This is a genomic window from Photobacterium sp. R1, from assembly GCF_054600795.1.
In genome coordinates this window covers 22,041-41,603 of the sequence record NZ_BAAHZP010000010.1, presented here as the reverse complement: position 1 = coordinate 41,603, position 19,563 = coordinate 22,041, and the positions used below count along the sequence as shown (strand labels likewise).

Below are 19,563 nucleotides of genomic sequence, written 5' to 3'. Positions count from 1 at the left end.
ATATCTCTATTTTTCACATTTAACTGAGCTCTGTCAGTTTTCTGTAAAATCTTCACTGCACAGTCATTACTGCTCTTCTTCGTGCAGAAAACGAGCAATTTCGACGCGGTTGCTGTACCAAATGGCACCACTGTCGCGACCATATTTACGGATACGATCAGCCACCAGCTCAGGCTGATGGTTATCACAGATAGACTTCAGATCACGATAGTAACTCAGCGCCAGCTCGCAGGCTTCACGGCTCATAAAATAGTAACCACCCACTCGGGTATAAATTTTACGTAAGCCGTTAATGGTCAGCACATACAGAATGTTTCCTGAATGGGTCGCCATTCCCTGGAACATGCGGTAATCAAAATAGTTGAACGCACGTGCACGACAAATCTGCTCGCACAGTTCAGGCTGTTCTTTACCATACTTATCAACGATTTTCCTGACTTCGCTCAGCAACTCAGGTTTTGCATCACAGTCTTCCACAAAAGCCTCGAAGCTGTCTGCTGCCATGAGTTTTTCACAGGAATGAATCACATAATCCAGAAGCTGACTGACTTTTTCGCTGTTCGATTTCACAGCATAACGCATATAAACGGTGCTGATATCGGTGCGAGCGGCCAAAAGATCTTCAAGAACACGCTGAACGTCCTGTCCATCAAGGGTAATCAGAGTGTCCAGAATACTCAGTCCGGACGTATCCATATAATTGTTCACACGGGTTGGTTTGCCATGCTGTATCGTTAACCACCCGTCTCGAGCCAAGCGCTGCAGCACTTCGCGTAAAGTTGTTCGCGTAACACCAATCAGTTCTGATAATTCACGCTCAGCAGGCAAAATTGACCCCTGCGGAAAATGATTGTTCCAGATGCTCTCAATGATGTATTTCTCAGCAAATGTTGCTGGGCTATCCGCCTTTATAACCATCAGTTAGTTTTCCAAACTTGCTTCTTGCTATCTTTTATGAACTCATCATACCACTAGTTTTGGCCGAGTAGAAACGTTGCCACCGGGAGTTTTGAAGTAGGTTAACAAAGGCGCAAAATCCTGCTTTCAGACACTCGCCCCAACTTATTGTTCTGACGAATATATTTCTAAATATTTCTGCTACAATCTGCCTTTGGTAGTTTATTGCCTATGAAACTGCCATAAATTTATGTTACGAAACATTAACACTTTAACAATCGATTCATACAATCAGTTAAAATTACGGCCAATAACACAAGGGCAGCCTACCAAATAAGCATGCCCGACATGGAAGCGGCCTGCTATCAAACTCTGCCATGGTCAGCCAAGCAACACATGTTGCTCTGGCGGAACACTGTTTTTGTTTGGTTGCATCAATAAATAACACGAGATTAACAACATGGCTATCACGCTAGGGAACGCGCTTATTAAAAACTTTCTGGGTAAAGCGCCCAACTGGTATAAACTCACTATCATTGCCTTCCTGGTGATCAATCCTATCGTCTTTTTCCTGATTGACCCATTTGTCGCTGGCTGGTTACTGGTGGTTGAGTTCATCTTCACACTGGCAATGGCATTGAAATGCTATCCCTTGCAGCCCGGTGGTCTACTGGCCATTGAGGCAGTCGCAATTGGGATGACAACGCCAGAACTGGTCAAACACGAGTTGGTTGCCAACATTGAAGTATTACTGCTCCTGATTTTCATGGTGGCCGGTATTTACTTCATGAAGCAACTGCTGCTGTTCATCTTCACAAAGATATTGATCGGCATCCGATCCAAAATTCTGCTCTCACTGGCTTTCTGCATCATGGCCGCCTTTCTGTCAGCCTTCCTGGATGCGCTGACGGTAATTGCAGTCGTGATTAGTGTCACCACTGGTTTCTACAGCATCTATCACAAAGTTGCTTCCGGTCAGGAGCCACACGCAGCGCATGACCACACTTCCGATCACAACATCCACGAATTAAGCCGTGATGATCTGGAAAACTACCGTGCGTTCCTGCGCAGCCTGCTGATGCATGCCGGTGTCGGTACTGCACTGGGTGGTGTGATGACTATGGTCGGTGAGCCGCAAAACCTGATTATTGCCAATCAGGCTGGCTGGCAATTCGGTGACTTCTTCCTGCGAATGGCACCTGTGACGATCCCTGTGTTCATCTGCGGTATGCTGACCTGTGTGCTGGTCGAGAAATTTGGCCTGTGTGGTTACGGCGCCAAACTGCCGGAAAACGTTCGTAAAATTCTGATCGATTTCGATAATGAAGAGCGGAAAAACCGAACCAATCTGGATGTAGCAAAACTCTGGGTACAGGTCATCATTGCTGTCTGGCTGATTGTAGCTCTTGCAATGCACCTGGCGGCAGTGGGACTGATTGGTCTGACCGTCATTATTCTGGCAACGGCATTCACCGGTATCATTGAAGAACATTCACTGGGGAAAGCATTTGAAGAAGCGCTTCCGTTCACAGCATTGCTGGCAGTGTTCTTCTCTGTTGTCGCCGTGATCATCGAACAGAAATTGTTCAGCCCGATCATTACCGCCGTACTGGAAATGGACGGAAACGCGCAGATGGGCATGTTCTACATTGCCAATGGCTTGCTGTCGATGGTATCGGATAACGTCTTCGTCGGAACGGTTTACATCAACGAAGTGAAGTCCGCCTTAATGTCCGGCATGATCGACCGCGATCGTTTCGATATGCTGGCGGTTGCGATTAATACCGGGACAAACCTGCCATCGGTTGCCACACCAAACGGTCAGGCGGCCTTCCTGTTCGCACTGACTTCGGCGCTGGCACCGCTCATCCGCCTGTCTTATGGCCAGATGGTTTATATGGCTTTGCCGTATACACTGGTCCTGTCGCTGATTGGTCTGGCGGGTATTGAACTGACACTGGTTCCGGCCACTGAATGGATGTATCAGCAAGGCTGGCTTACCGCAGCCAGTGGTGTGATTCAACAATTGGCACCTGTTGCTGGACACTAAAGGGAATTTCTGTTTCTCTACGTTGTCATAGCTGAAGCAACACGCTGAGATGTAAGGGGTTGTAGTGCTTTCGCAAATGCGAAGTATTGACAGCCCCTTTGTTTGATTTGACCGAGAGAATTTCATGCAGATGTTAAAAACCTTCAGCCAACATCGCCTATCGTGGCTATTGTTGCTGCTTTTTGTCGTCTTCTTTGAAGGCTGCGCACTGTTCTTCCAGCACGTTATGAATCTGGCACCCTGCGTCATGTGTATCTACGAACGCATTGCCATGTTTGGCATCGGTATCGCGGCGCTCATCGGACTGATCGCGCCAGAAAAACCGGTATTTCGCTGGGCTGGACTTGCCATGTGGGGCTTCAGTGCCTGGCGCGGGTTATCGCTGGCGCAGGAACATGTTGGCTATCAGTTCAATCCCTCACCTTTCGCCACCTGTGATCTCTTTGTCAAGCTTCCTGACTGGGCTCCCCTCAACCAGTGGGCTCCATGGCTGTTTGAGGCCTATGGCGATTGCAGCAAAGTGGTCTGGCAATTCTTGGGACAGTCGATGCCGCAGTGGCTGGTCATCATTTTTGCTGCCAATCTGGTTGCCTGGGCCGTGATTGTGATTTCACAATTCGTGAAAAGTAAATAAGCCCGTCAGACCTGTCTCCTCACTGACTTCAGAAAAACAAAGGAGGCATTCAGCCTCCTTGTTCAAGTTCACGAGTTTTTCCCGCAACATTGCTTAAATTTTTTCCCACTGCCACAAGGACAGGGATCATTTCGACCAACCCCTTTGTATGGATTCACAGACTGAGCTGCGCTACCGCCCTGCTGTAATTCATCCGCAGCCATCACCACTTCAGTGATCATCAGCGGCAAGCTTGCATACAGCGTCTGGGGCTCCGGCATACTGTCCACTCCTGCATCTGCCATTTGTGCCAGCGTATCGGCCTCATCCATCATCAGCATGCAGGTCGTCAGTAAAGCTGACAGCATTCTTGCCGTACCGTCAGAGAGAGGTTTATCTGCCCAATTGTCTTCAACATATGGCCAGACAGACAAAAATCCTTCCGCAAAATGCCCCATGGCTTCCGACACACCGTCAGCTTTCTGCCACTGAAGAGCTTCAGGCAACACATACTCACCGGCTTTGATCATCAGATATTGATTTTCAAAATGCGCCAGAATCGCGGCTCTGTCCGGCTGACTGATCTCAGTGGATTCCTCTTCCGGTAAACCGCCGTGAATCAGAACCGGCAACCAGGAATCCGGCTCCATTGCCGCAGGATTTGCATTCGCAGCTAACAGTGCGCCTTCAATAAAGGCTGGCGGCATACCGTCCCAGTCTTTGGAAAGGGTGATCAATGTGGTCATGGTCTTTTCCTGTCTTGTATTTATCGCGGCGAGTATAACGCATCCCAAAAATGCCGCAAATATGACGATTTATTGTTGAATTTTCAGCCAAAGCAACGTCAAAATGGACTCAATAACCAACCATGAGATAACCACATGCAACGACAGATCAGCGCAATCATCGCCGGGGCAACTGGACTGGTCGGCAACGAACTGCTGCATATCCTGCTCGGCAGCGATACCTTCGAAAGCGTCTACGCCTTAACACGGTCCGCTTTGCCTTATCGCAGCAAGCATCTGGTACAGATTGTTCATCCGGAGCTCAGAATTACTGAGTGGGAAGAAACCGATCCTGTTCCGGAACTGGGTTTTATCTGCCTGGGCACAACAAAGAAAAATGCCGGAGGAAAAGCCGGGCTGAAAGCGGTCGATGTGGAACTGGTCAAGTCAGTCGCACGCAGCATGCATCAATTGGGCGTGAAGCACTTGGTTGTCATCTCCAGTCTTGGTGCCAGCCTGTACTCCCCTTCATTTTATCTACGCTGTAAAGCTGAGATGGAACAAGCACTCAGTGATATGGGTTTCGCACACTGTATCTTTGTCCGACCCGGACCACTTACTGGCGAACGAGAACACCCCCGTCAGGATGAAATTCTGACCCAGAAAATACTGGAACTGTTTCAGCCCGTGCTCATCGGCCCGCTTTCACATCTCCGCCCCATCCCCGCGGAGGACGTGGCACGTGCTATGTTCAATGCCGGCCTGCAGTCACTGGATACAACAACTGCTGCTACACAAATCATCAAAAGCAACGAGCTCAGACATCCGCCGTTTCACGGAGAACAGCCCCAAGCCTGAGACATCCCGGACATCGCAGGTGACAATCGCCCTGTTCCGCACTACAATCTCGCCTCCCTGAATTGACCTGCTGTGCCCTGAAGCGATGAGACTGATACTTGGCCCGATGGAAGGTGTCCTTGACCACCTGATGCGGGAAATGCTGACCGATATCAATGACTACGATCTGTGTGTCACCGAATTTATTCGGGTGATCGACCAGCGTTTACCCAAAAGCGTGTTCTATCGCCTCTGCCCGGAATTACGGCAGGGGGGGAGAACCAAATCGGGCACCCCCGTACGAGTTCAGTTACTCGGGCAGGATCCAGACTGGATGGCTGAAAACGCCCACCTTGCCGCCTCACTGGGCTCACCGGGCATTGATATTAATTTTGGCTGCCCGGCCAAATCTGTGAATAAAAGTCGCGGCGGCGCGGTTCTGCTGCAAGAGCCTGACCTCATGTACCGCATTGTAAAAGCTGTCCGGGATGCGGTTGATCCCCGGCTGCCTGTCACCGCGAAGGTGCGTCTCGGCTGGGATGATCCTGCTCATTGCTTTGACATTGTTGATGCCGTTGCGCAAGCCAAAGCGGATGAAGTGACGATCCACGCCCGCACGAAGGCTGACGGATACAAAGCTGAAGCGATTAAGTGGGACTATATCCGCCAGGTGAAAGCAAAGGCTGCCATCTCAGTGGTTGCCAATGGCGAAGTCTGGAACCACGAAGACAGCAACGCTTGCATGGCCACAACACAAGCCGATGCACTGATGGTCTGCCGCGGAGCACTGAACCTGCCGAACCTTGGCAATGTGGTGAAATACAACCAGTCACACATGCCATGGCACGAAGTGGTATCTCTGCTGTTGAAGTATTCAGAATACGAAATCAAAGGCGACAAAGGCTTGTATTACCCGAACCGGGTCAAACAATGGTTCGCCTATCTGCGTCACGAATATCCGCAGGCCAAAGAATTGTTTGCCGACGTACGCCGCCATAACAAAGCAGCACCAATCATTGAGGTCTTGCGCTCAGCACAGCTTGCGCTGTCGGCGTAATCAAACTGACCCAAAAAGTTCACCGGGAAGACTTAGGCTGTTTAAACCAACCTTGTGAAAGAAACCGGTGAAACCATGAAAGTGCTGTTTCTCTGTCGCCATAATGCATGCCGAAGCATCCTTGCCGAAGCGGTCGCCAAACGCTTTTTGCCCTCAGGTTTTGAAGTAGCCAGCGCCGGCAGTGATCCCAGCGGGGAGTTATCCCCCCAAATCAAAACTTATCTGTCTGAGATGGGGCTGAACCCAGTCGACTTCCGAAGTAAATCCTGGGAAGAATTCAGCCGTTTTCATCCGGATCTGGTGATCTCTGTCTGTGACAGCCTGCATGATGAACCTTGCCCAAACTGGCTGGCAGATGGCATTCGGATCAACTGGGACTTACCGAATCCGCTGACTTCCAGTGAAGACCCTGTGGAACAGGAAAAAGCTTGTGAAGAAACCACCAGGCTTCTGAAGCATCATATTGATACCCTGCTGATGCTGCCTCTGGAAGCCATGAGTACCGAAGAAATCAAGCGCAGACTGAGCCAGCAGGCGCTCCGTTAGCCACTGGCTCAACAGATATAAAGAAGAAAGGCGTGATTAACGGTTGGGATGATTCAAAATGTGGTCTTCCCAGTCGATCACATCGATTTCGTACACCACTTTATCCCGCACCGACTGATCGGCAGCGTGCATGGCCTCTTTGGAGCCCGTAATCAGCGGGTGCCATTCCGGCAAAGATTTCCCTTCAGCCAGCAGGCGATAAGCACAAGTGTCCGGCAACCAGCTGAATTCATCAATACGCTCACGCGTCAGTTTGAGGCACTCTTCACCAGATTCAAACCGGTTGGCATAATCTTTACAGGAACAGGTTTGATCATCCAGCAAGCTACAGGCGACATTGGTATAGTAAATCTCATCGGTATCATCATCGATGAGCTTATGCAGACAGCATTTCCCGCAGCCATCACAGAGAGATTCCCACTCCGCGTCTGTCATTGCTGTCAGATCTTTCTCTTGCCAAAATGCTGCCATCGTTCTGTCCTGCTGCTGTTGAACATTCACCTTCTTCGCTGAGTAAGAAGAAAGAAAGGCGGTGTTATAGCCGTCTGCCAGACAAAGTGCAACCCTTGAGTCAGAATTTCAGCCCGGCAACAGGAGTGCAACCGGCAGGCAAAGCTTGATCCCTGCTGTGTTGAATGGTAGTTTGCGCCACCAGCAAAAGGCCGGTTTCACGGCCTACACTCAGCGCATGCTGACACAGAAAGTATAGAAGGTTGTGATGGACTGTCGTTTAGGTTGCGGTGCCTGCTGCATCGCCCCGAGCATTTCATCCCCGATACCGGGGATGCCAAATGGTAAGCCCGCTGGTGTCCGCTGCATTCAGCTCAATGAAAAAAACCTGTGCAAGCTTTTCGGTCAACCGGAGCGCCCGGCTGTCTGCCATCAGTTCAAGCCCTGCCCGGATGTATGCGGAAACACCAATACACAGGCGTTTTCGAACCTGACAGAGCTCGAGCGGCTCTCAGACGTTCACAGTACCTGCTAAAATCCGCAGCGCCGTTTTAGCATGCTCCAGTGCCTGATGGCCGGAGTGCGTCAGGTAACCGCCATCAGGCTGTGTCACCAATCCTTTGTCATACAGCCGCTGTGCTGCCGACACCATGTCAGCACCGGCCTCATGGTGAACTTTGACCCCCTCCATATCACTGTGCATCGGAAATTTCACCAACAGGTTCAATTCATTCACTAAATCTGGTGTTAAAGGCATATCGACCTCACTTCTTGATGACTTCCCCCAAGCATAGCGATAGAAACCGGATCACGCTGGGGTTTAGATCAAACCCGTGGCAATTCTCTGATTTTCAGCAATAAGAAAACCGCCTATCCCTAAAAAAGATAAGCGGTTCATGGTAAGTCACTTGTTAACGCTGACAGTGATTGTTTAAGCCTGAATGCCCACAATCAACCAAGGTGCGTTCGGAGCTGTCAGGTCTCGTTCCAGATGCCAGATATCCGTAATTTCTTCTTCTACACCTTCATGACGGTCCTGATAGCGTCCTGAGAACTTGATACTCAGGTGTGCAGAGGAAGCATCATAATCGGCACGGACCAGCTCAGCATCGACAAACATGACTTCAGTGTGCTGTTCACCTTCGAGTCTGGAACGCTCTGTCTTGAGATCGTCAAACAGCGCCGGACTGACATACTCTCGAATTGTCTCCAGCTCATTATGGTTCCATGCTCCCTGCAGAATGCGGTAATGATCCCGAGCACCGTGCAGAAACCCATTCATGTCAAAGCCCGGAGGCAAGTTGAATGGCACATCACTGTCGGTTGACTGATACTGTGACTGCGCTGCGTTACCGCCAAAGCCGCCCGTTTGCTGGCGGAACTGCCCCTGATCCTGTGGTGAATCACCCGCATAGGCCTGCTGATGTCCCATTGCTGTTGGCTTGGCTTTACGCATCCCTTTCAGGAACTTAAAGATCAGAAATGCAATCAGGCCAAAAATCAGAATATCCATGAACTGGATACCTTCAAATGCACCACCGAAGAATGCAGCTAACAAGCCGCCCGCCAGCAGACCTCCCAACAGACCGCCCATCAGGCCTTTTTTACCTGAAGAAGCCGTCGGGTTCTGCTTGCTGATTGTATCCGTTTGCTGCGGTTGCTGCTTCTGAGCCGGCGCTGTTTGATAACTTTTGCCCAGCGACTTACTGCCGCCGAATTTTTTCGCTTCTGCGTGAGGTGCAGTAAATGATACCGCAACGATTAACGCAAACATGGTAATAAAGCTTTTCATCAATCCTTTACCTTTGCCTTGTGAATGCATGGTTTTACCAGACCTTATGCATCCTAGCCGGGGGGAATGTAAAGTCAATCTGCTTCAGTTGGCCAAATTGTTACCAAATTTGGCAGAAGTAGCCAATTTGCCCCTGTGAATTGTCAACTTATAGTCAATTCCAGAGCTGCATTGCGATCTTCTACGGCTAAGTTAATGAAATAACTTGTTCCGCAGTTCGTTTCACACCTAGTATTAGCAGGGAACTTTTTTGCCCACAGCACAGAAGAGATGAGGCCATGCAAGAAACCACACACCAGAATACGCACAGTAAACTGATAGGCTATCTGCTCTGGATTTTCGGATTTACCGGTGCTCACCGCTTTTACTATGGAAAACCAGTCACGGGAACCATCTGGTTTTTAACCCTGGGTCTGCTGGGGATTGGCTGGCTGATAGACCTGTTCCTGATTCCGGGAATGGACAAAGAAGCCGATCTGAGGTTTCAGGGTGGCGAGCTCGACTATAACATCGCTTGGTTACTGCTCACATTTTTGGGGATTTTTGGTGTACACCGAATGTACATGGGAAAATGGCTTACCGGCATCATTTATCTGCTGACGTGTGGCTTCTTCCTGATCGGTTTACTGATTGATTTCTGGACATTGAATGATCAGGTATCCGTCGAAAACTCCCGGAGAGGCTGACAGCACCGGTTCGCACCTGCCTTGACCGGTACTGAATCTTCCCCCTAGAATATTGAACATTGTTCTAATTCTATACTTATTTTGGAGCCGGTAAGCTCTTTTGAAAGAAGGCGGCATTATGCCCGGCCTGTTGTACGTGCTTTCAAGCACCATGTAGGGAATATCATGGCAAGACGAAACGACCACACGCGGGAAGAACTCATCAGCATGACGCTGGAGCAAGTGAAACAATTTCTCAGTGAACACCCGCATCACGAACTGAGCTTACGTAAAGTTGCAGCCATGATTGGCTATGTGCCCAGTACTCTGGTGAATGTATTCGGTAACTATAATCTACTGCTGCTTCATGCCATTGCACAGACGCTGGACGAGCTCTTTGCTGAAGCAGAAAAAGAAATGCAGCATGCCAGCTCAACCAAAGATGCCCTGCGAAAACTGGCGTACTGTTATCTGAATTTCGCAGCAGCCCATCCTTACCGCTGGCAGCTGATTTTTCAGCACACCATGAATGGCGAAGAACTGCCTGAATGGCAGCATGAACGTATTAATAATATGACCAGCATGCTGGAAGACCTGATCCGCCAGCTGATCCCGACTCAGTCAGAAAAAGCGGTGCTCGAAGCCAGCCGTGTTATATGGGCGGGAGTCCATGGCATTACGCTGTTGACGGTTGACGACAAACTCTTCACCTCGACGCCTGTCGATGGGAAAGCACTGATTGATAATCTGTTAGACACCTACCTCAGCGTCTGGCAAGTATAAGGAGGAAATCTGGAACAATGGCCAGTCAGTCACAAGCAGCACTGCTTAGAAAACGCCGCTTTTTACCTTATTTTCTAACTCAGGCGCTGGGCGCGTTCAACGATAATATTTATAAAAATGTTCTGCTGATTCTGATCGCTTTTGCTGCCCCCGGAACACTGCCATTTGAAACCGATCTGATTATCAATCTCGCGGCTGGCATCTTTATTCTGCCTTTCTTTCTGTTCTCAGCAACAGCCGGGGTCCTGTCGGATACCTACGATAAAGCCTTCATCATGAGGAAGGTGAAACTGGCGGAGATCATTATCATGGCCATGGCAGCTGTTGCTTTCATGACCGAAAATTATATGGCTCTGTTACTTTTACTCTTTCTGATGGGGGCCCAATCAGCATTCTTTGGCCCGGCGAAGTATGCCCTGCTGCCTCAGCACCTGAAAAAAGAAGAGCTGGTCTCAGGTAATGCGCTGGTTGAAACCGGCACCTTTCTGGCCATTCTGATGGGCACGCTGCTGGCAGGCATTATCGCCAGTCAGGAGCAAGCCAGACTGATTGCTGCCGTTGCTGTCGTGTGTTTTGCCATCCTGGGTTATCTCAGTTCCCGTTACATACCGGATGCCAAACCCAGCGGTACACCCCCACCATTCCGGTGGCAACCGATCAGGCAAACCCGCCGTACGCTGTCAATTGCCGCTAAAGACAAGGTGGTCCTTCAGTGTGTGCTGGGCATCAGCTGGTTCTGGTTCCTGGGCGCTTCTTACCTGACCCAGTTCCCCAATTTTGCCAGGCTGCATCTCGGAGGCAATGCGGCCTCAGTCTCCGTCCTGCTGACACTGTTTTCAATTGGGATTGCGATTGGCTCGCTGCTCTGTGATCGTCTGTCCGGACACCGCATTGAACCGGGTATCGTGCCTCTGGGCTCGCTGGGCATCACCTTCTTTGGTGCTGACCTGATGTTTGCGACACCGGATATTGCCCCGATGACAGATTCTCTGTGGGCATTTCTGACCCAGCCTGAGTTGCTGCGCGTCTTCTTTTCTCTGACCATGCTGGGAGTCTCCGGCGGTATTTATATCGTCCCGCTGTATGCCATGATGCAGAACCGGGCCAAGCCAAACGAACGGGCACAGGTGATCGCTGCCAATAACATCTGGAATGCGATTTTCATGGTCGCCAGTGCAATTGTTGCCATCATCTTCCTGTCGGTCCTGTCGCTGACCATCCCGCAGTTTTTCCTGTTTTTGGCTGGCATGAATCTTCTGATTCTGGGGTATATCTATCTGCAGGCACCTGATTTTTTCTGGCGGTTTATCGTCTGGATTGTCAGCCATACCATTTACCGGGTCAGTCACCAGCAACTGGAGAATATTCCCAAACAAGGCGGTGCGCTGATCGTGTGCAACCACGTCAGTTATATGGACGCACTTCTGCTGGCCGGTGCCTGTCCCCGTCCAATCCGTTTTATAATGGATGAAGACATCTTCAAAATGCCGCTGATCAAAACTTTCTGCAGCGCCTGTAAAGTGATTCCGATTGCCGCTAAAGACCGCCGCTCAATTCAGCGGGCATTTGAGGAAGTTGAGAACTGTCTGTCTCAGGGTGAGCTGGTCTGCATCTTCCCGGAAGGGAAACTGACCCATGACGGTGAAATCGGCCCATTCATGCGTGGCATTGATCTCATCCTCAAACGCTCTCCGGCGCCTGTACTGCCGATGGCACTAAAGGGGCTGTGGGGAAGCTATTTCAGCCGGGAAGGCGGACGGGCTTTACTGAAGTGGCCAAAGCGTTTCTGGTCCCGGGTCACAATTGTGGCAGGTGAACCTCTAGATGCGCATGAGGCAAACAGTACAACATTACGGGAAACCGTCATCGCCTTACGCGGCGAAGCACGCTGAACCTCTGTAAATACGGAAAGCGCGGAATATCGCGCTTTCCGCTCTCGCCTCCTGAGTTAAACCATACCCAGTTCATTCAACCAAACCAGTTCGCCTTAACAGACATAAAAACTAGAAAAATGCCAATTGTAGAATAATTAACTCTGTCATTTTTCTTATGGGCCAACTTTCACCCTGTCAGCGTTTTATTCTGCTAATTAATTAAATACCCCATCTTCACATAATTTTTTCCTGCAAAGCCTTTATCTGAAGGTGGTATTTAGTGTAATTTGTCGGAATTGCTCACTTTTTGCAGGATGACCACATGCACAACATCGGGATGTCTACCAAGCTCAATAATGTTTGTTATGACATTAGGGGTCCCGTTCTGAAACATGCCAAGCGCATGGAAGAAGAAGGCCACAAAATTCTTAAGCTCAACATTGGCAACCCCGCACCATTCGGTTTCGATGCACCGGATGAGATCCTGGTGGACGTGATCCGTAACCTGCCAACCTCTCAGGGCTACTGCGATTCAAAAGGCATTTATTCTGCCCGTAAGGCCGTTGTGCAGCACTATCAGCGACGCGGATTACTCGATATTGACGTAGAAGATGTCTATATCGGTAACGGTGTTTCTGAACTCATTGTTATGGCGATGCAAGCCCTGCTCGACAACACCGATGAAATCCTGGTCCCGGCACCAGACTATCCGCTCTGGACCGCAGCAATCTCGCTGTCTGGCGGTAACCCGGTGCATTATATTTGTGATGAAGAGTCTGACTGGTATCCGGATCTGGATGACATCCGCAGCAAAATCACACCGAAGACGCGTGGTATTGTGCTGATCAACCCGAACAACCCGACCGGGGCTGTTTATAGCCGGGATTTTCTGCTGGAAGTAATTGAAATTGCCCGTCAGCACAAACTGATTATCTTTGCTGACGAAATCTACGACAAAATTCTGTATGACGGTGCACAGCACACCTCGATTGCACCTCTGGCAGAAGATGTATTCTGCGTCACATTTAATGGCTTGTCCAAATCCTACCGGGTCTGTGGTTTCCGGGCGGGCTGGATGCTGCTGTCCGGTCCCCGTCAGGTTGCCAAACGCTATATCGAAGGTCTGGATATGCTGGCATCCATGCGCCTGTGTGCCAATGTCCCGATGCAGCATGCCGTCCAGACGGCGCTGGGAGGCTACCAAAGTATCAATGAGCTGATCCTGCCGGGCGGCCGCTTGCTGGAGCAGCGGAACAAAGCCTATGACATGATTACGCAGATCCCAGGGGTTTCCTGCGTGAAGCCGAAAGGCGCGCTCTATCTGTTCCCGAAACTGGATCAGAAGAAATTCAACATCGTTGACGATCAGAAAATGGCACTGGATTTTCTACAACAGGAAAAAGTCCTGATCGTGCATGGCACCGGGTTTAACTGGAAGAAACCGGATCACTTTCGTATTGTCACCCTGCCACGGGTGGATGATCTGGAAATGGCCATCGGCCGTCTCGAGCGCTTCCTGCATGGTTACCGCCAGTAATCTCACACTGACAAAACAAAGCCCTGGTCTCCGGGGCTTTGTCATTTCTAGGCAGGCCAAAATCTGATAGGTTTAATAGAAAGCTTATGAATTGGAAGCCCTATGAAAACCAGCCATTTTTTTGCTCATCTGGCCCGAATGAAGCTCATCCAGCGCTGGCCACTGATGCGATCTGTCACCAGCGAGAACGTCTCCGAACACAGCCTCCAGGTTGCTTTTGTCGCTCATGCTCTCGCCCTGATTAAAAACCGGCACTTTGGCGGTGCCCTGAATCCGGAACGAATTGCTTTACTCGCCATGTTCCACGACGCCAGTGAAGTGTTAACCGGCGATATGCCGACCCCGGTCAAATACTTCAATCCGGCGATTGCCGAAGAATATAAAAAGATTGAACTTGCGGCCGAGCAACGGCTGCTCTCGATGCTGCCCGACGAATTTCAGACTGACTATGCCCCGTTGCTGGTCAGTGAGCAGATTAACCAGCAGGATTACCACATCGTTAAACAGGCAGACACTCTGTGCGCCTACCTGAAGTGTCTGGAAGAGCTCAGTGCCGGCAACCATGAATTCACGCAGGCAAAAAATCGCCTGGAAGAAACGCTGGAAGAACGCAAAACCCCGGAAATGGATTATTTTCTGACAACTTTTGCCACCAGCTTTAACCTGACACTGGACGAAATAAACTGATGAGCGAAAAGAGAGAACCTACCGCCAATTTATGGCAGGCAAGAAAAAGTCAGGAACAAAAAGAAAGACGTCAGGACCACCGGACCGCCTACCAGCGAGATCGAGCCAGAATTCTGCATTCCGCCGCTTTTCGCCGGCTCCAGGCCAAAACCCAGGTTCATGGTGCAGGACATCATGATTTTTACCGCACCCGGCTGACCCATTCGCTGGAAGCTTCCCAGATCGGAACGGGAATCGTGGCTCAGCTCAAGATCAAACAACCTGATTTTCGGCCACTGCTGCCTTCAAACAGCCTGATGGAAAGCCTGTGTCTGGCACATGATATCGGCCATCCCCCTTTCGGCCATGGCGGAGAAGTGGCTCTGAACTATATGATGCGGGACCACGGCGGCTTTGAAGGCAATGCGCAAACCTTTCGGATCGTCACACTGCTGGAACCCTACACAGAAAAGTTCGGCATGAACCTGTCGCGCCGGACCCTGCTTGGACTGTTAAAATATCCCGCATTCATCAGTGAGACCCGGGCAACCGAACTGCCCTCTGCCATCCGTCAGTTCCGTCATCTGAGAGCGAAAGACTGGCAACCGGCGAAAGGTATCTACCGGGATGATCACGACACGTTCAGCTGGATCCTTTCTGCCCTCTCCGATACAGACAGGACGTTACTCAGTACGACAATGCGAGGCGAACGACAGGCACCTTCCCAGCACCTGAAGACCCGTTTTAAATCTCTGGACTGTTCCATCATGGAGCTGGCCGATGACATTGCCTATGGCGTGCATGATTTAGAAGATGCCATCGTCATGGGAATTGTGACTCAGAAACAATGGGAGGATGCGGCAGCAAGCCAGTTGGCCCTATGTGAAGACGACTGGCTGACAGAGCGGATTGACTGGCTCAGTCAGCAGTTGTTTGCCGATCATCATCAGCGCAAAGACGCCATCGGCGCACTGGTGAACGCCCTGATCACAGCGATTGAAATCGGACCGACCACATCTGAGAATGAAACCGGTTTTGACGAGCCGCTGCTGAAATGGAATGCCTATCTTTCCGTACCAATGGAAAAAGTTCTGACGGTGCTGAAAGAATTTGTCAGTGAGTATGTAGTTCGCAAGCCAGAGATTCAGCTACTTGAATACAAAGGTCAGCAAATTATCATGGAAACCTTCGAGGCTCTGGCGTCCGATCCGGAACGACTACTGCCCGCCGGGACCCGAGAGCGGTGGCGGGATGCCATCCATCACGGCCAGAATGAGCACCGGATTATCGCTGACTATATTGCCGGAATGACCGACGGCTTTGCTCAGCGTCTTTATGGCAACCTGTTCCATCCGGCCAGCGACTGGAAGCTTGGTCCCACCGTTTAACTTTTCCCGTAATGCCGTTCGTAAACACCGGGCGGCATCTGGCTGATTTGAAAATCAATCATCCGGTCAAACGTGTTGAGCAGCGGCTGAAATTTGTTACTTTCACCTTCAATCTGGCTCAGCGCTTCATAAGCTGCCTCTACCGTCGACAGGCCAGATGCTTTAGGTGATTTTCGGATCCGGTAATTGCCTTCCAAAGCGGCTTCAAGGCGAACACAGGGTAATGCTTGCAGATTGGCGGAGAGCTGCCAGATTTTGTAGGCCTTCTTCCATGTTCCATCCAGCAGGATTAAAGTCGTCCGTTGCTGAGGGCTGCACTCAGCAGCCCATTGCGAAAGGGAAGCAGCGCCCTCCCCCGGATACAGCACAGCCGCATGCCGCGCCGGATCCGACAACAATGTGTTGATTTCATCATGCTTGCTGAAATCCTCGCCCACCCAGAGCCGGGCATTGGGCAATGACAAAGTCAGGATTCGCGCCGTCCCAAGAGGCTGTTTTACTTCAGACGGATGTTGCAATATCCACAGTTCAGTTCTAGCATCAACATTTTCTATCCACTGGCAAATACAGGCTTTTGCAGCTTTGCCACAGCGCTCACAGTAGCGGCTCATTGAGGTGCCCTTGTTGTCACGATCTTTGTTTCTGTCATTGTTAGCTATCAGTCTGCTCACTATCTTTGCCCAGCTTGCACCGGTTCATCCGTTCCTTGAATGGGATCGGCAGGCAATTGCATCCGGACAATGGTGGCGGATCCTAACAGGAAATATTACACATACCAATTGGCCTCACCTCGCGATGAATCTGGCCGGCCTGGCCATTTTGACCCAGCTGTTCCGGTTTCACCTGACCACAGCCAGACTAGTCACAATTTTGTTTGCACTCAGTATCATTGTCGGACTGTCTTTATTTTTCACTGAACTGGATCGTTATGCCGGGCTCTCTGGGATACTCCATGGTCTGTTTATCTGGGGTGCCTGGCAGGATATTCGTCAGCACCGCTCGGGCGGAAAACTCTTACTGGCCGCAGGCTTTGTCAAGGTCGGCTGGGATATTGTCACAGGAGGCTCTGCTGAAACAGCTTCTCTCATTGAGGCTAGCATCGCAGTTGAAGCCCATCTGGCTGGTGCATTGGGCGGGCTGGCGCTGGCCTATACGTTCGATAAAATTCAATCCCACCGCTCTGTAAGCCAGCACTGAAACGTTGCAAGGGGAGCAAATGCCCCCCTTACAAGATAGCAGCGTATATATTCAGATCTTCAGAGCTGAATTCTGTCGCGATTTTTCTCTACAGTCGATGCCCCAATCCCTTTCACTTTGCTCAGGTCATCTGCTGTCGAAAACTCACCATGCTGATCACGATACTCAATAATACTCCGAGCCTTATCAGGTCCGACACCCAGTAATAATTTATCCAGTTCCTCTGCATTGGCAGTATTGATATTCACAACGATTTCAATCCCTTCATGCGTATCCGTGGCATCAGCCGTGCCAGATATCACTAGGCTTGAAGCCAACATCAGTAGCGCAATTGAATTCTTCATTGGTTCTCCTTATCGATTGTTCGGCAAGAAGAATAATGAAATTTACAAGCAGGAAAACGGCACCATTAATTTCTGGTCCCAAAAAACGACGGGCCGCACATGGCGGCCCGTTAATACAATAATCAATTACATTTACTGTGCAGTTGCATCCAGAACCGGATACGTCACTTTCGCGTCTGCACGCAGCACATCCAGTAACGCCATCACATCCTGCTGAGCATTCATCTGTGCCAGTTGTTCTGCCATCGGACCATTTGATTTCGCAGGCTCAACCTCTGGCTCTGTCACTTTATCCAGCGCAATAATCACAACATTGCCCTGCTGATCATGCGTCACGCCGTAGACAGTTTTTCCGTCTTCTGGTTTCGCCAAGGCAAAAGCCTTTTGCGTCAGGACAGGATCACTGCCGCGACGATTCAGCGTCTGAGGCTCAGAGAAACTCAGGTCTTGCTGCTCCAGAATATTAATGTCTCCCTGACGTAATGCCGCCAGAATCTCATCTGCCTGCTTCTCAGCCGCTGCTTCGCCACGTTGTTGCGCCAGTTGTTCATGCACCTGTCCGGACACTTCCTCAAACGCCAGCAGTTGCTCAGGACGCGCCTCATCGACACGAACAACGATCACATGCTCTGGCCCCAGTTCAATAACTTCAGAGTTCAGACCATCTTCACGGACTTCCGGTGTATTCAGAGCCTGCACGACTGCTGGAGTCGCCAGTACACCCTGAGCATTATTCAGCGCAAAGAAATCAGTTTTCTGTACCTTGGCATTCACGGCTTTCGCGGCGTCATCCAGAGAATCCGGCATTTCAAATGCAGTTTCAGCCAGTTTCGTCTGCTGCTGGTAGAATGCTTCGGCTGCTTTCTGATCACGCAGATCGGCCAGCAGATCTTCACGAACATCAGCAAAAGGCTTCGCAGTTGGCGCTTTCACACCCTCAAGCTGAATAATGTGATAGCCAAAAGAAGACTTCACGACATCAGAGACATCACCGTTGTTCTTCAGGCCAAATGCCGCCTCTTCAAACGCCGGATCCATCACACCACGCTCAAACCAATCCAGTTCACCGCCTTGTTTGGCACTGAAGGTATCATCAGATTTCGCTTGCGCCACTGCAGCAAAATCAGCACCACCTTTCAGCTCGGCCAGAATCGCATCAGCTTTGCTCTTTGCTTCAGCATCATCACCCTGAATCAGAATATGACGCACATGACGTTGCTCAGGCTTAGAGAATTTAACCAGATTGTCCTGATAATAAGTCTTCAGCTCATCTTCGCTTACCGCCATAGTATTTTTCAGCGAATTGCCGGATAACTCGATATAAGACACCTTCACCTGCTCCGGACGAGTAAACTCCAGTGCATGCTGTTGATAATAGGCTTGGCTGTCTTCTTCGCTGATCTCAACGTTCTTTTTAAACGTTTCCAGATTCAGTGTCAGGCTGCGCACTTCACGTTGCTGCTGCTCCAGTTGCTGTAACTGCGCCAGTTCATTCTTCAGTGCAAAATCACTTCCCTGAATGGCTGTCAGCAGTTGCTGACGCAACATATTGGTGCGCATGTACTCTGCAAATTGGTCAGGCGTAAAGCGAGAACGACGCAACACAGAGGTGTAAACATCGTTATCAAACTGGCCGTCACGCTGGAATTCAGGCATTGCACGAATCGCCTTTTTCACCTGATCGTCGCTGATACGCAGTCCCAGCGTATTAGCTCGCTGTTCAATCAGTGCATCGTTCACCAGACGATCCAACACACTGCGACGAAACTGCTGCACATAGCCAGGATCACCCATCAGGGTTGAGAAATAATCACCCAGCTGCGACTGCATACGGTTACGTTCGTTTTGATATGCCTCTTCAAACTGACGCTGACTGATTTCCTCGCCATCAATCTTTGCCGCTACAGGCTGATTAGAATTTGCCAGATAACTGCCTACACCGGCAAAGACAAAAGAAAATATGATTAGGGAAAGAATAATCTTTACCCAAATACTGCTTACGCCTTCGCGCATTCGCTCCATCATAACGTGCCGTATCTCCTAGTTGTTCGAGCTGGCAATAATGGTTGGCCGTGATTCATTCTGAACCACAATCCATTCACCCTGATACAAATTAAAAAAAGCGCATCACTACGATGCGCT

At 50.2% G+C, this 19,563-nt stretch carries 22 protein-coding genes; 13 read left to right on the top strand and 9 right to left on the bottom strand.

All coding sequences use genetic code 11. From position 1 onward, the window contains the following. Positions 1 to 66: 66 nt before the first annotated feature. A complete protein-coding gene (fadR, locus tag ACYP03_RS16590) occupies positions 67 to 918 on the bottom strand; it encodes a fatty acid metabolism transcriptional regulator FadR (protein WP_248141072.1) in 852 nt (283 codons plus the stop codon). Positions 919 to 1,357: 439 nt separating this feature from the next. On the opposite strand from fadR, the gene nhaB reads away from it, so the two are divergent. Both nhaB and dsbB read left to right on the top strand, forming a co-directional pair. Further along, a complete protein-coding gene (gene nhaB / locus ACYP03_RS16585) occupies positions 1,358 to 2,947 on the top strand; it encodes a Na(+)/H(+) antiporter NhaB (protein ID WP_459781121.1) in 1,590 nt (529 codons plus the stop codon). A 130-nt stretch (positions 2,948 to 3,077) separates the two neighbouring features. Continuing rightward, positions 3,078 to 3,581: a disulfide bond formation protein DsbB gene (dsbB, locus tag ACYP03_RS16580; protein ID WP_248141700.1), complete on the top strand. Its 504-nt coding sequence runs from the start codon at positions 3,078 to 3,080 to the stop codon at positions 3,579 to 3,581. 68 nt (positions 3,582 to 3,649) lie between these two features. On the opposite strand, the gene ACYP03_RS16575 is transcribed toward dsbB, so the two are convergent. Then, positions 3,650 to 4,306: a YecA family protein gene (locus tag ACYP03_RS16575; protein ID WP_459781119.1), complete on the bottom strand. Its 657-nt coding sequence runs from the start codon at positions 4,304 to 4,306 to the stop codon at positions 3,650 to 3,652. A gap of 135 nt (positions 4,307 to 4,441) precedes the next feature. On the opposite strand from ACYP03_RS16575, the gene ACYP03_RS16570 reads away from it, so the two are divergent. The 3 genes from ACYP03_RS16570 (at position 4,442) to ACYP03_RS16560 (ending at position 6,725) form a co-directional block, all read left to right on the top strand. Then, positions 4,442 to 5,143, top strand: coding sequence for an NAD(P)H-binding protein (locus ACYP03_RS16570; RefSeq protein WP_330959078.1), 702 nt, complete (start codon positions 4,442 to 4,444; stop codon positions 5,141 to 5,143). Between the two features lie 85 nt (positions 5,144 to 5,228). Beyond that, entirely contained in the window at positions 5,229 to 6,179 is a 951-nt protein-coding gene (dusC, locus tag ACYP03_RS16565; RefSeq protein WP_459781117.1) for a tRNA dihydrouridine(16) synthase DusC, read from the top strand. Between the two features lie 75 nt (positions 6,180 to 6,254). Next, positions 6,255 to 6,725, top strand: a complete 471-nt coding sequence (locus ACYP03_RS16560) for an arsenate reductase/protein-tyrosine-phosphatase family protein (protein WP_459781115.1) — start codon at positions 6,255 to 6,257, stop codon at positions 6,723 to 6,725. A gap of 36 nt (positions 6,726 to 6,761) precedes the next feature. Here ACYP03_RS16560 and ACYP03_RS16555 read toward each other — a convergent pair whose 3' ends face one another. Continuing rightward, positions 6,762 to 7,196: a YcgN family cysteine cluster protein gene (locus ACYP03_RS16555; protein ID WP_248141079.1), complete on the bottom strand. Its 435-nt coding sequence runs from the start codon at positions 7,194 to 7,196 to the stop codon at positions 6,762 to 6,764. 210 nt (positions 7,197 to 7,406) lie between these two features. After that, positions 7,407 to 7,544, bottom strand: coding sequence for a hypothetical protein (locus ACYP03_RS16550; RefSeq protein WP_248141728.1), 138 nt, complete (start codon positions 7,542 to 7,544; stop codon positions 7,407 to 7,409). Between ACYP03_RS16550 and ACYP03_RS16545 the strand changes: the two genes are divergently transcribed. Next, positions 7,489 to 7,710 (top strand): YkgJ family cysteine cluster protein, encoded by a 222-nt coding sequence (locus tag ACYP03_RS16545; RefSeq protein ID WP_330959826.1) that lies wholly within the window; start codon positions 7,489 to 7,491, stop codon positions 7,708 to 7,710. The two genes, ACYP03_RS16550 and ACYP03_RS16545, sit on opposite strands and share 56 nt — an antisense overlap. Here the strand turns inward: ACYP03_RS16545 and ACYP03_RS16540 are convergent. Together ACYP03_RS16540 and ACYP03_RS16535 are read right to left on the bottom strand one after the other, a co-directional pair. Further along, complete coding sequence (locus tag ACYP03_RS16540; RefSeq protein ID WP_248141080.1) at positions 7,687 to 7,932, bottom strand: TIGR02647 family protein; 246 nt, start codon at positions 7,930 to 7,932, stop codon at positions 7,687 to 7,689. The genes ACYP03_RS16545 and ACYP03_RS16540 overlap by 24 nt on opposite strands. A 174-nt stretch (positions 7,933 to 8,106) precedes the next feature. After that, the gene (locus ACYP03_RS16535; protein WP_248141082.1) at positions 8,107 to 8,967 is read right to left on the bottom strand and encodes a Tim44 domain-containing protein; all 861 of its coding nucleotides are present in this window, start codon (positions 8,965 to 8,967) and stop codon (positions 8,107 to 8,109) included. 278 nt (positions 8,968 to 9,245) lie between these two features. Here ACYP03_RS16535 and ACYP03_RS16530 point away from each other — a divergent pair, with 278 nt between their 5' ends. The 6 genes from ACYP03_RS16530 (at position 9,246) to ACYP03_RS16505 (ending at position 15,880) form a co-directional block, all read left to right on the top strand. After that, complete coding sequence (locus tag ACYP03_RS16530) at positions 9,246 to 9,653, top strand: NINE protein (protein WP_248141083.1); 408 nt, start codon at positions 9,246 to 9,248, stop codon at positions 9,651 to 9,653. Positions 9,654 to 9,818: 165 nt separating this feature from the next. Continuing rightward, positions 9,819 to 10,415: a TetR/AcrR family transcriptional regulator gene (locus ACYP03_RS16525; RefSeq protein ID WP_248141084.1), complete on the top strand. Its 597-nt coding sequence runs from the start codon at positions 9,819 to 9,821 to the stop codon at positions 10,413 to 10,415. 17 nt (positions 10,416 to 10,432) lie between these two features. Further along, a complete protein-coding gene (locus tag ACYP03_RS16520) occupies positions 10,433 to 12,307 on the top strand; it encodes an MFS transporter (RefSeq protein ID WP_248141085.1) in 1,875 nt (624 codons plus the stop codon). 304 nt (positions 12,308 to 12,611) lie between these two features. After that, the gene (locus ACYP03_RS16515) at positions 12,612 to 13,826 is read left to right on the top strand and encodes a pyridoxal phosphate-dependent aminotransferase (RefSeq protein ID WP_248141086.1); all 1,215 of its coding nucleotides are present in this window, start codon (positions 12,612 to 12,614) and stop codon (positions 13,824 to 13,826) included. A 102-nt stretch (positions 13,827 to 13,928) separates the two neighbouring features. Beyond that, positions 13,929 to 14,513, top strand: a complete 585-nt coding sequence (gene yfbR, locus ACYP03_RS16510; protein WP_459781110.1) for a 5'-deoxynucleotidase — start codon at positions 13,929 to 13,931, stop codon at positions 14,511 to 14,513. Continuing rightward, positions 14,513 to 15,880 carry an anti-phage deoxyguanosine triphosphatase gene (locus ACYP03_RS16505; protein WP_248141088.1) on the top strand — a complete coding sequence of 456 codons (1,368 nt, stop codon included), beginning with the start codon at positions 14,513 to 14,515 and terminating at the stop codon, positions 15,878 to 15,880. Before yfbR ends, ACYP03_RS16505 begins: the two co-directional genes overlap by 1 nt. Here ACYP03_RS16505 and ACYP03_RS16500 read toward each other — a convergent pair. Beyond that, positions 15,877 to 16,491 (bottom strand): tRNA-uridine aminocarboxypropyltransferase, encoded by a 615-nt coding sequence (locus tag ACYP03_RS16500; RefSeq protein WP_459781108.1) that lies wholly within the window; start codon positions 16,489 to 16,491, stop codon positions 15,877 to 15,879. The two genes, ACYP03_RS16505 and ACYP03_RS16500, sit on opposite strands and share 4 nt — an antisense overlap. A gap of 13 nt (positions 16,492 to 16,504) precedes the next feature. On the opposite strand from ACYP03_RS16500, the gene rrtA reads away from it, so the two are divergent. Next, positions 16,505 to 17,077: a rhombosortase gene (gene rrtA, locus ACYP03_RS16495; protein WP_459781106.1), complete on the top strand. Its 573-nt coding sequence runs from the start codon at positions 16,505 to 16,507 to the stop codon at positions 17,075 to 17,077. 59 nt (positions 17,078 to 17,136) lie between these two features. On the opposite strand, the gene ACYP03_RS16490 is transcribed toward rrtA, so the two are convergent. Together ACYP03_RS16490 and ppiD are read right to left on the bottom strand one after the other, a co-directional pair. Next, positions 17,137 to 17,421: a ComEA family DNA-binding protein gene (locus ACYP03_RS16490; RefSeq protein ID WP_371929344.1), complete on the bottom strand. Its 285-nt coding sequence runs from the start codon at positions 17,419 to 17,421 to the stop codon at positions 17,137 to 17,139. Positions 17,422 to 17,553: 132 nt separating this feature from the next. Beyond that, a complete protein-coding gene (gene ppiD / locus ACYP03_RS16485; RefSeq protein ID WP_459781103.1) occupies positions 17,554 to 19,446 on the bottom strand; it encodes a peptidylprolyl isomerase in 1,893 nt (630 codons plus the stop codon). Positions 19,447 to 19,563: the final 117 nt, after the last annotated feature.

What these genes read in the sequence shown, in the direction of transcription:
- ACYP03_RS16520 (WP_248141085.1), top strand. Translation starts at nt 10,433, where the DNA reads ATGGCCAGTCAGTCACAAGCAGCACTGCTTAGAAAACGCCGCTTTTTA.
- ACYP03_RS16575 (WP_459781119.1), bottom strand. Translation starts at nt 4,306, where the DNA reads ATGACCACATTGATCACCCTTTCCAAAGACTGGGACGGTATGCCGCCA.
- yfbR (WP_459781110.1), top strand. Translation starts at nt 13,929, where the DNA reads ATGAAAACCAGCCATTTTTTTGCTCATCTGGCCCGAATGAAGCTCATC.
- ACYP03_RS16525 (WP_248141084.1), top strand. Translation starts at nt 9,819, where the DNA reads ATGGCAAGACGAAACGACCACACGCGGGAAGAACTCATCAGCATGACG.
- fadR (WP_248141072.1), bottom strand. Translation starts at nt 918, where the DNA reads ATGGTTATAAAGGCGGATAGCCCAGCAACATTTGCTGAGAAATACATC.
- ACYP03_RS16530 (WP_248141083.1), top strand. Translation starts at nt 9,246, where the DNA reads ATGCAAGAAACCACACACCAGAATACGCACAGTAAACTGATAGGCTAT.
- dsbB (WP_248141700.1), top strand. Translation starts at nt 3,078, where the DNA reads ATGTTAAAAACCTTCAGCCAACATCGCCTATCGTGGCTATTGTTGCTG.
- ppiD (WP_459781103.1), bottom strand. Translation starts at nt 19,446, where the DNA reads ATGATGGAGCGAATGCGCGAAGGCGTAAGCAGTATTTGGGTAAAGATT.
- ACYP03_RS16515 (WP_248141086.1), top strand. Translation starts at nt 12,612, where the DNA reads ATGCACAACATCGGGATGTCTACCAAGCTCAATAATGTTTGTTATGAC.
- ACYP03_RS16540 (WP_248141080.1), bottom strand. Translation starts at nt 7,932, where the DNA reads ATGCCTTTAACACCAGATTTAGTGAATGAATTGAACCTGTTGGTGAAA.
- ACYP03_RS16500 (WP_459781108.1), bottom strand. Translation starts at nt 16,491, where the DNA reads ATGAGCCGCTACTGTGAGCGCTGTGGCAAAGCTGCAAAAGCCTGTATT.
- ACYP03_RS16555 (WP_248141079.1), bottom strand. Translation starts at nt 7,196, where the DNA reads ATGGCAGCATTTTGGCAAGAGAAAGATCTGACAGCAATGACAGACGCG.
- dusC (WP_459781117.1), top strand. Translation starts at nt 5,229, where the DNA reads ATGAGACTGATACTTGGCCCGATGGAAGGTGTCCTTGACCACCTGATG.
- ACYP03_RS16505 (WP_248141088.1), top strand. Translation starts at nt 14,513, where the DNA reads ATGAGCGAAAAGAGAGAACCTACCGCCAATTTATGGCAGGCAAGAAAA.
- ACYP03_RS16570 (WP_330959078.1), top strand. Translation starts at nt 4,442, where the DNA reads ATGCAACGACAGATCAGCGCAATCATCGCCGGGGCAACTGGACTGGTC.
- nhaB (WP_459781121.1), top strand. Translation starts at nt 1,358, where the DNA reads ATGGCTATCACGCTAGGGAACGCGCTTATTAAAAACTTTCTGGGTAAA.
- ACYP03_RS16490 (WP_371929344.1), bottom strand. Translation starts at nt 17,421, where the DNA reads ATGAAGAATTCAATTGCGCTACTGATGTTGGCTTCAAGCCTAGTGATA.
- ACYP03_RS16550 (WP_248141728.1), bottom strand. Translation starts at nt 7,544, where the DNA reads ATGCAGCGGACACCAGCGGGCTTACCATTTGGCATCCCCGGTATCGGG.
- ACYP03_RS16560 (WP_459781115.1), top strand. Translation starts at nt 6,255, where the DNA reads ATGAAAGTGCTGTTTCTCTGTCGCCATAATGCATGCCGAAGCATCCTT.
- ACYP03_RS16535 (WP_248141082.1), bottom strand. Translation starts at nt 8,967, where the DNA reads ATGAAAAGCTTTATTACCATGTTTGCGTTAATCGTTGCGGTATCATTT.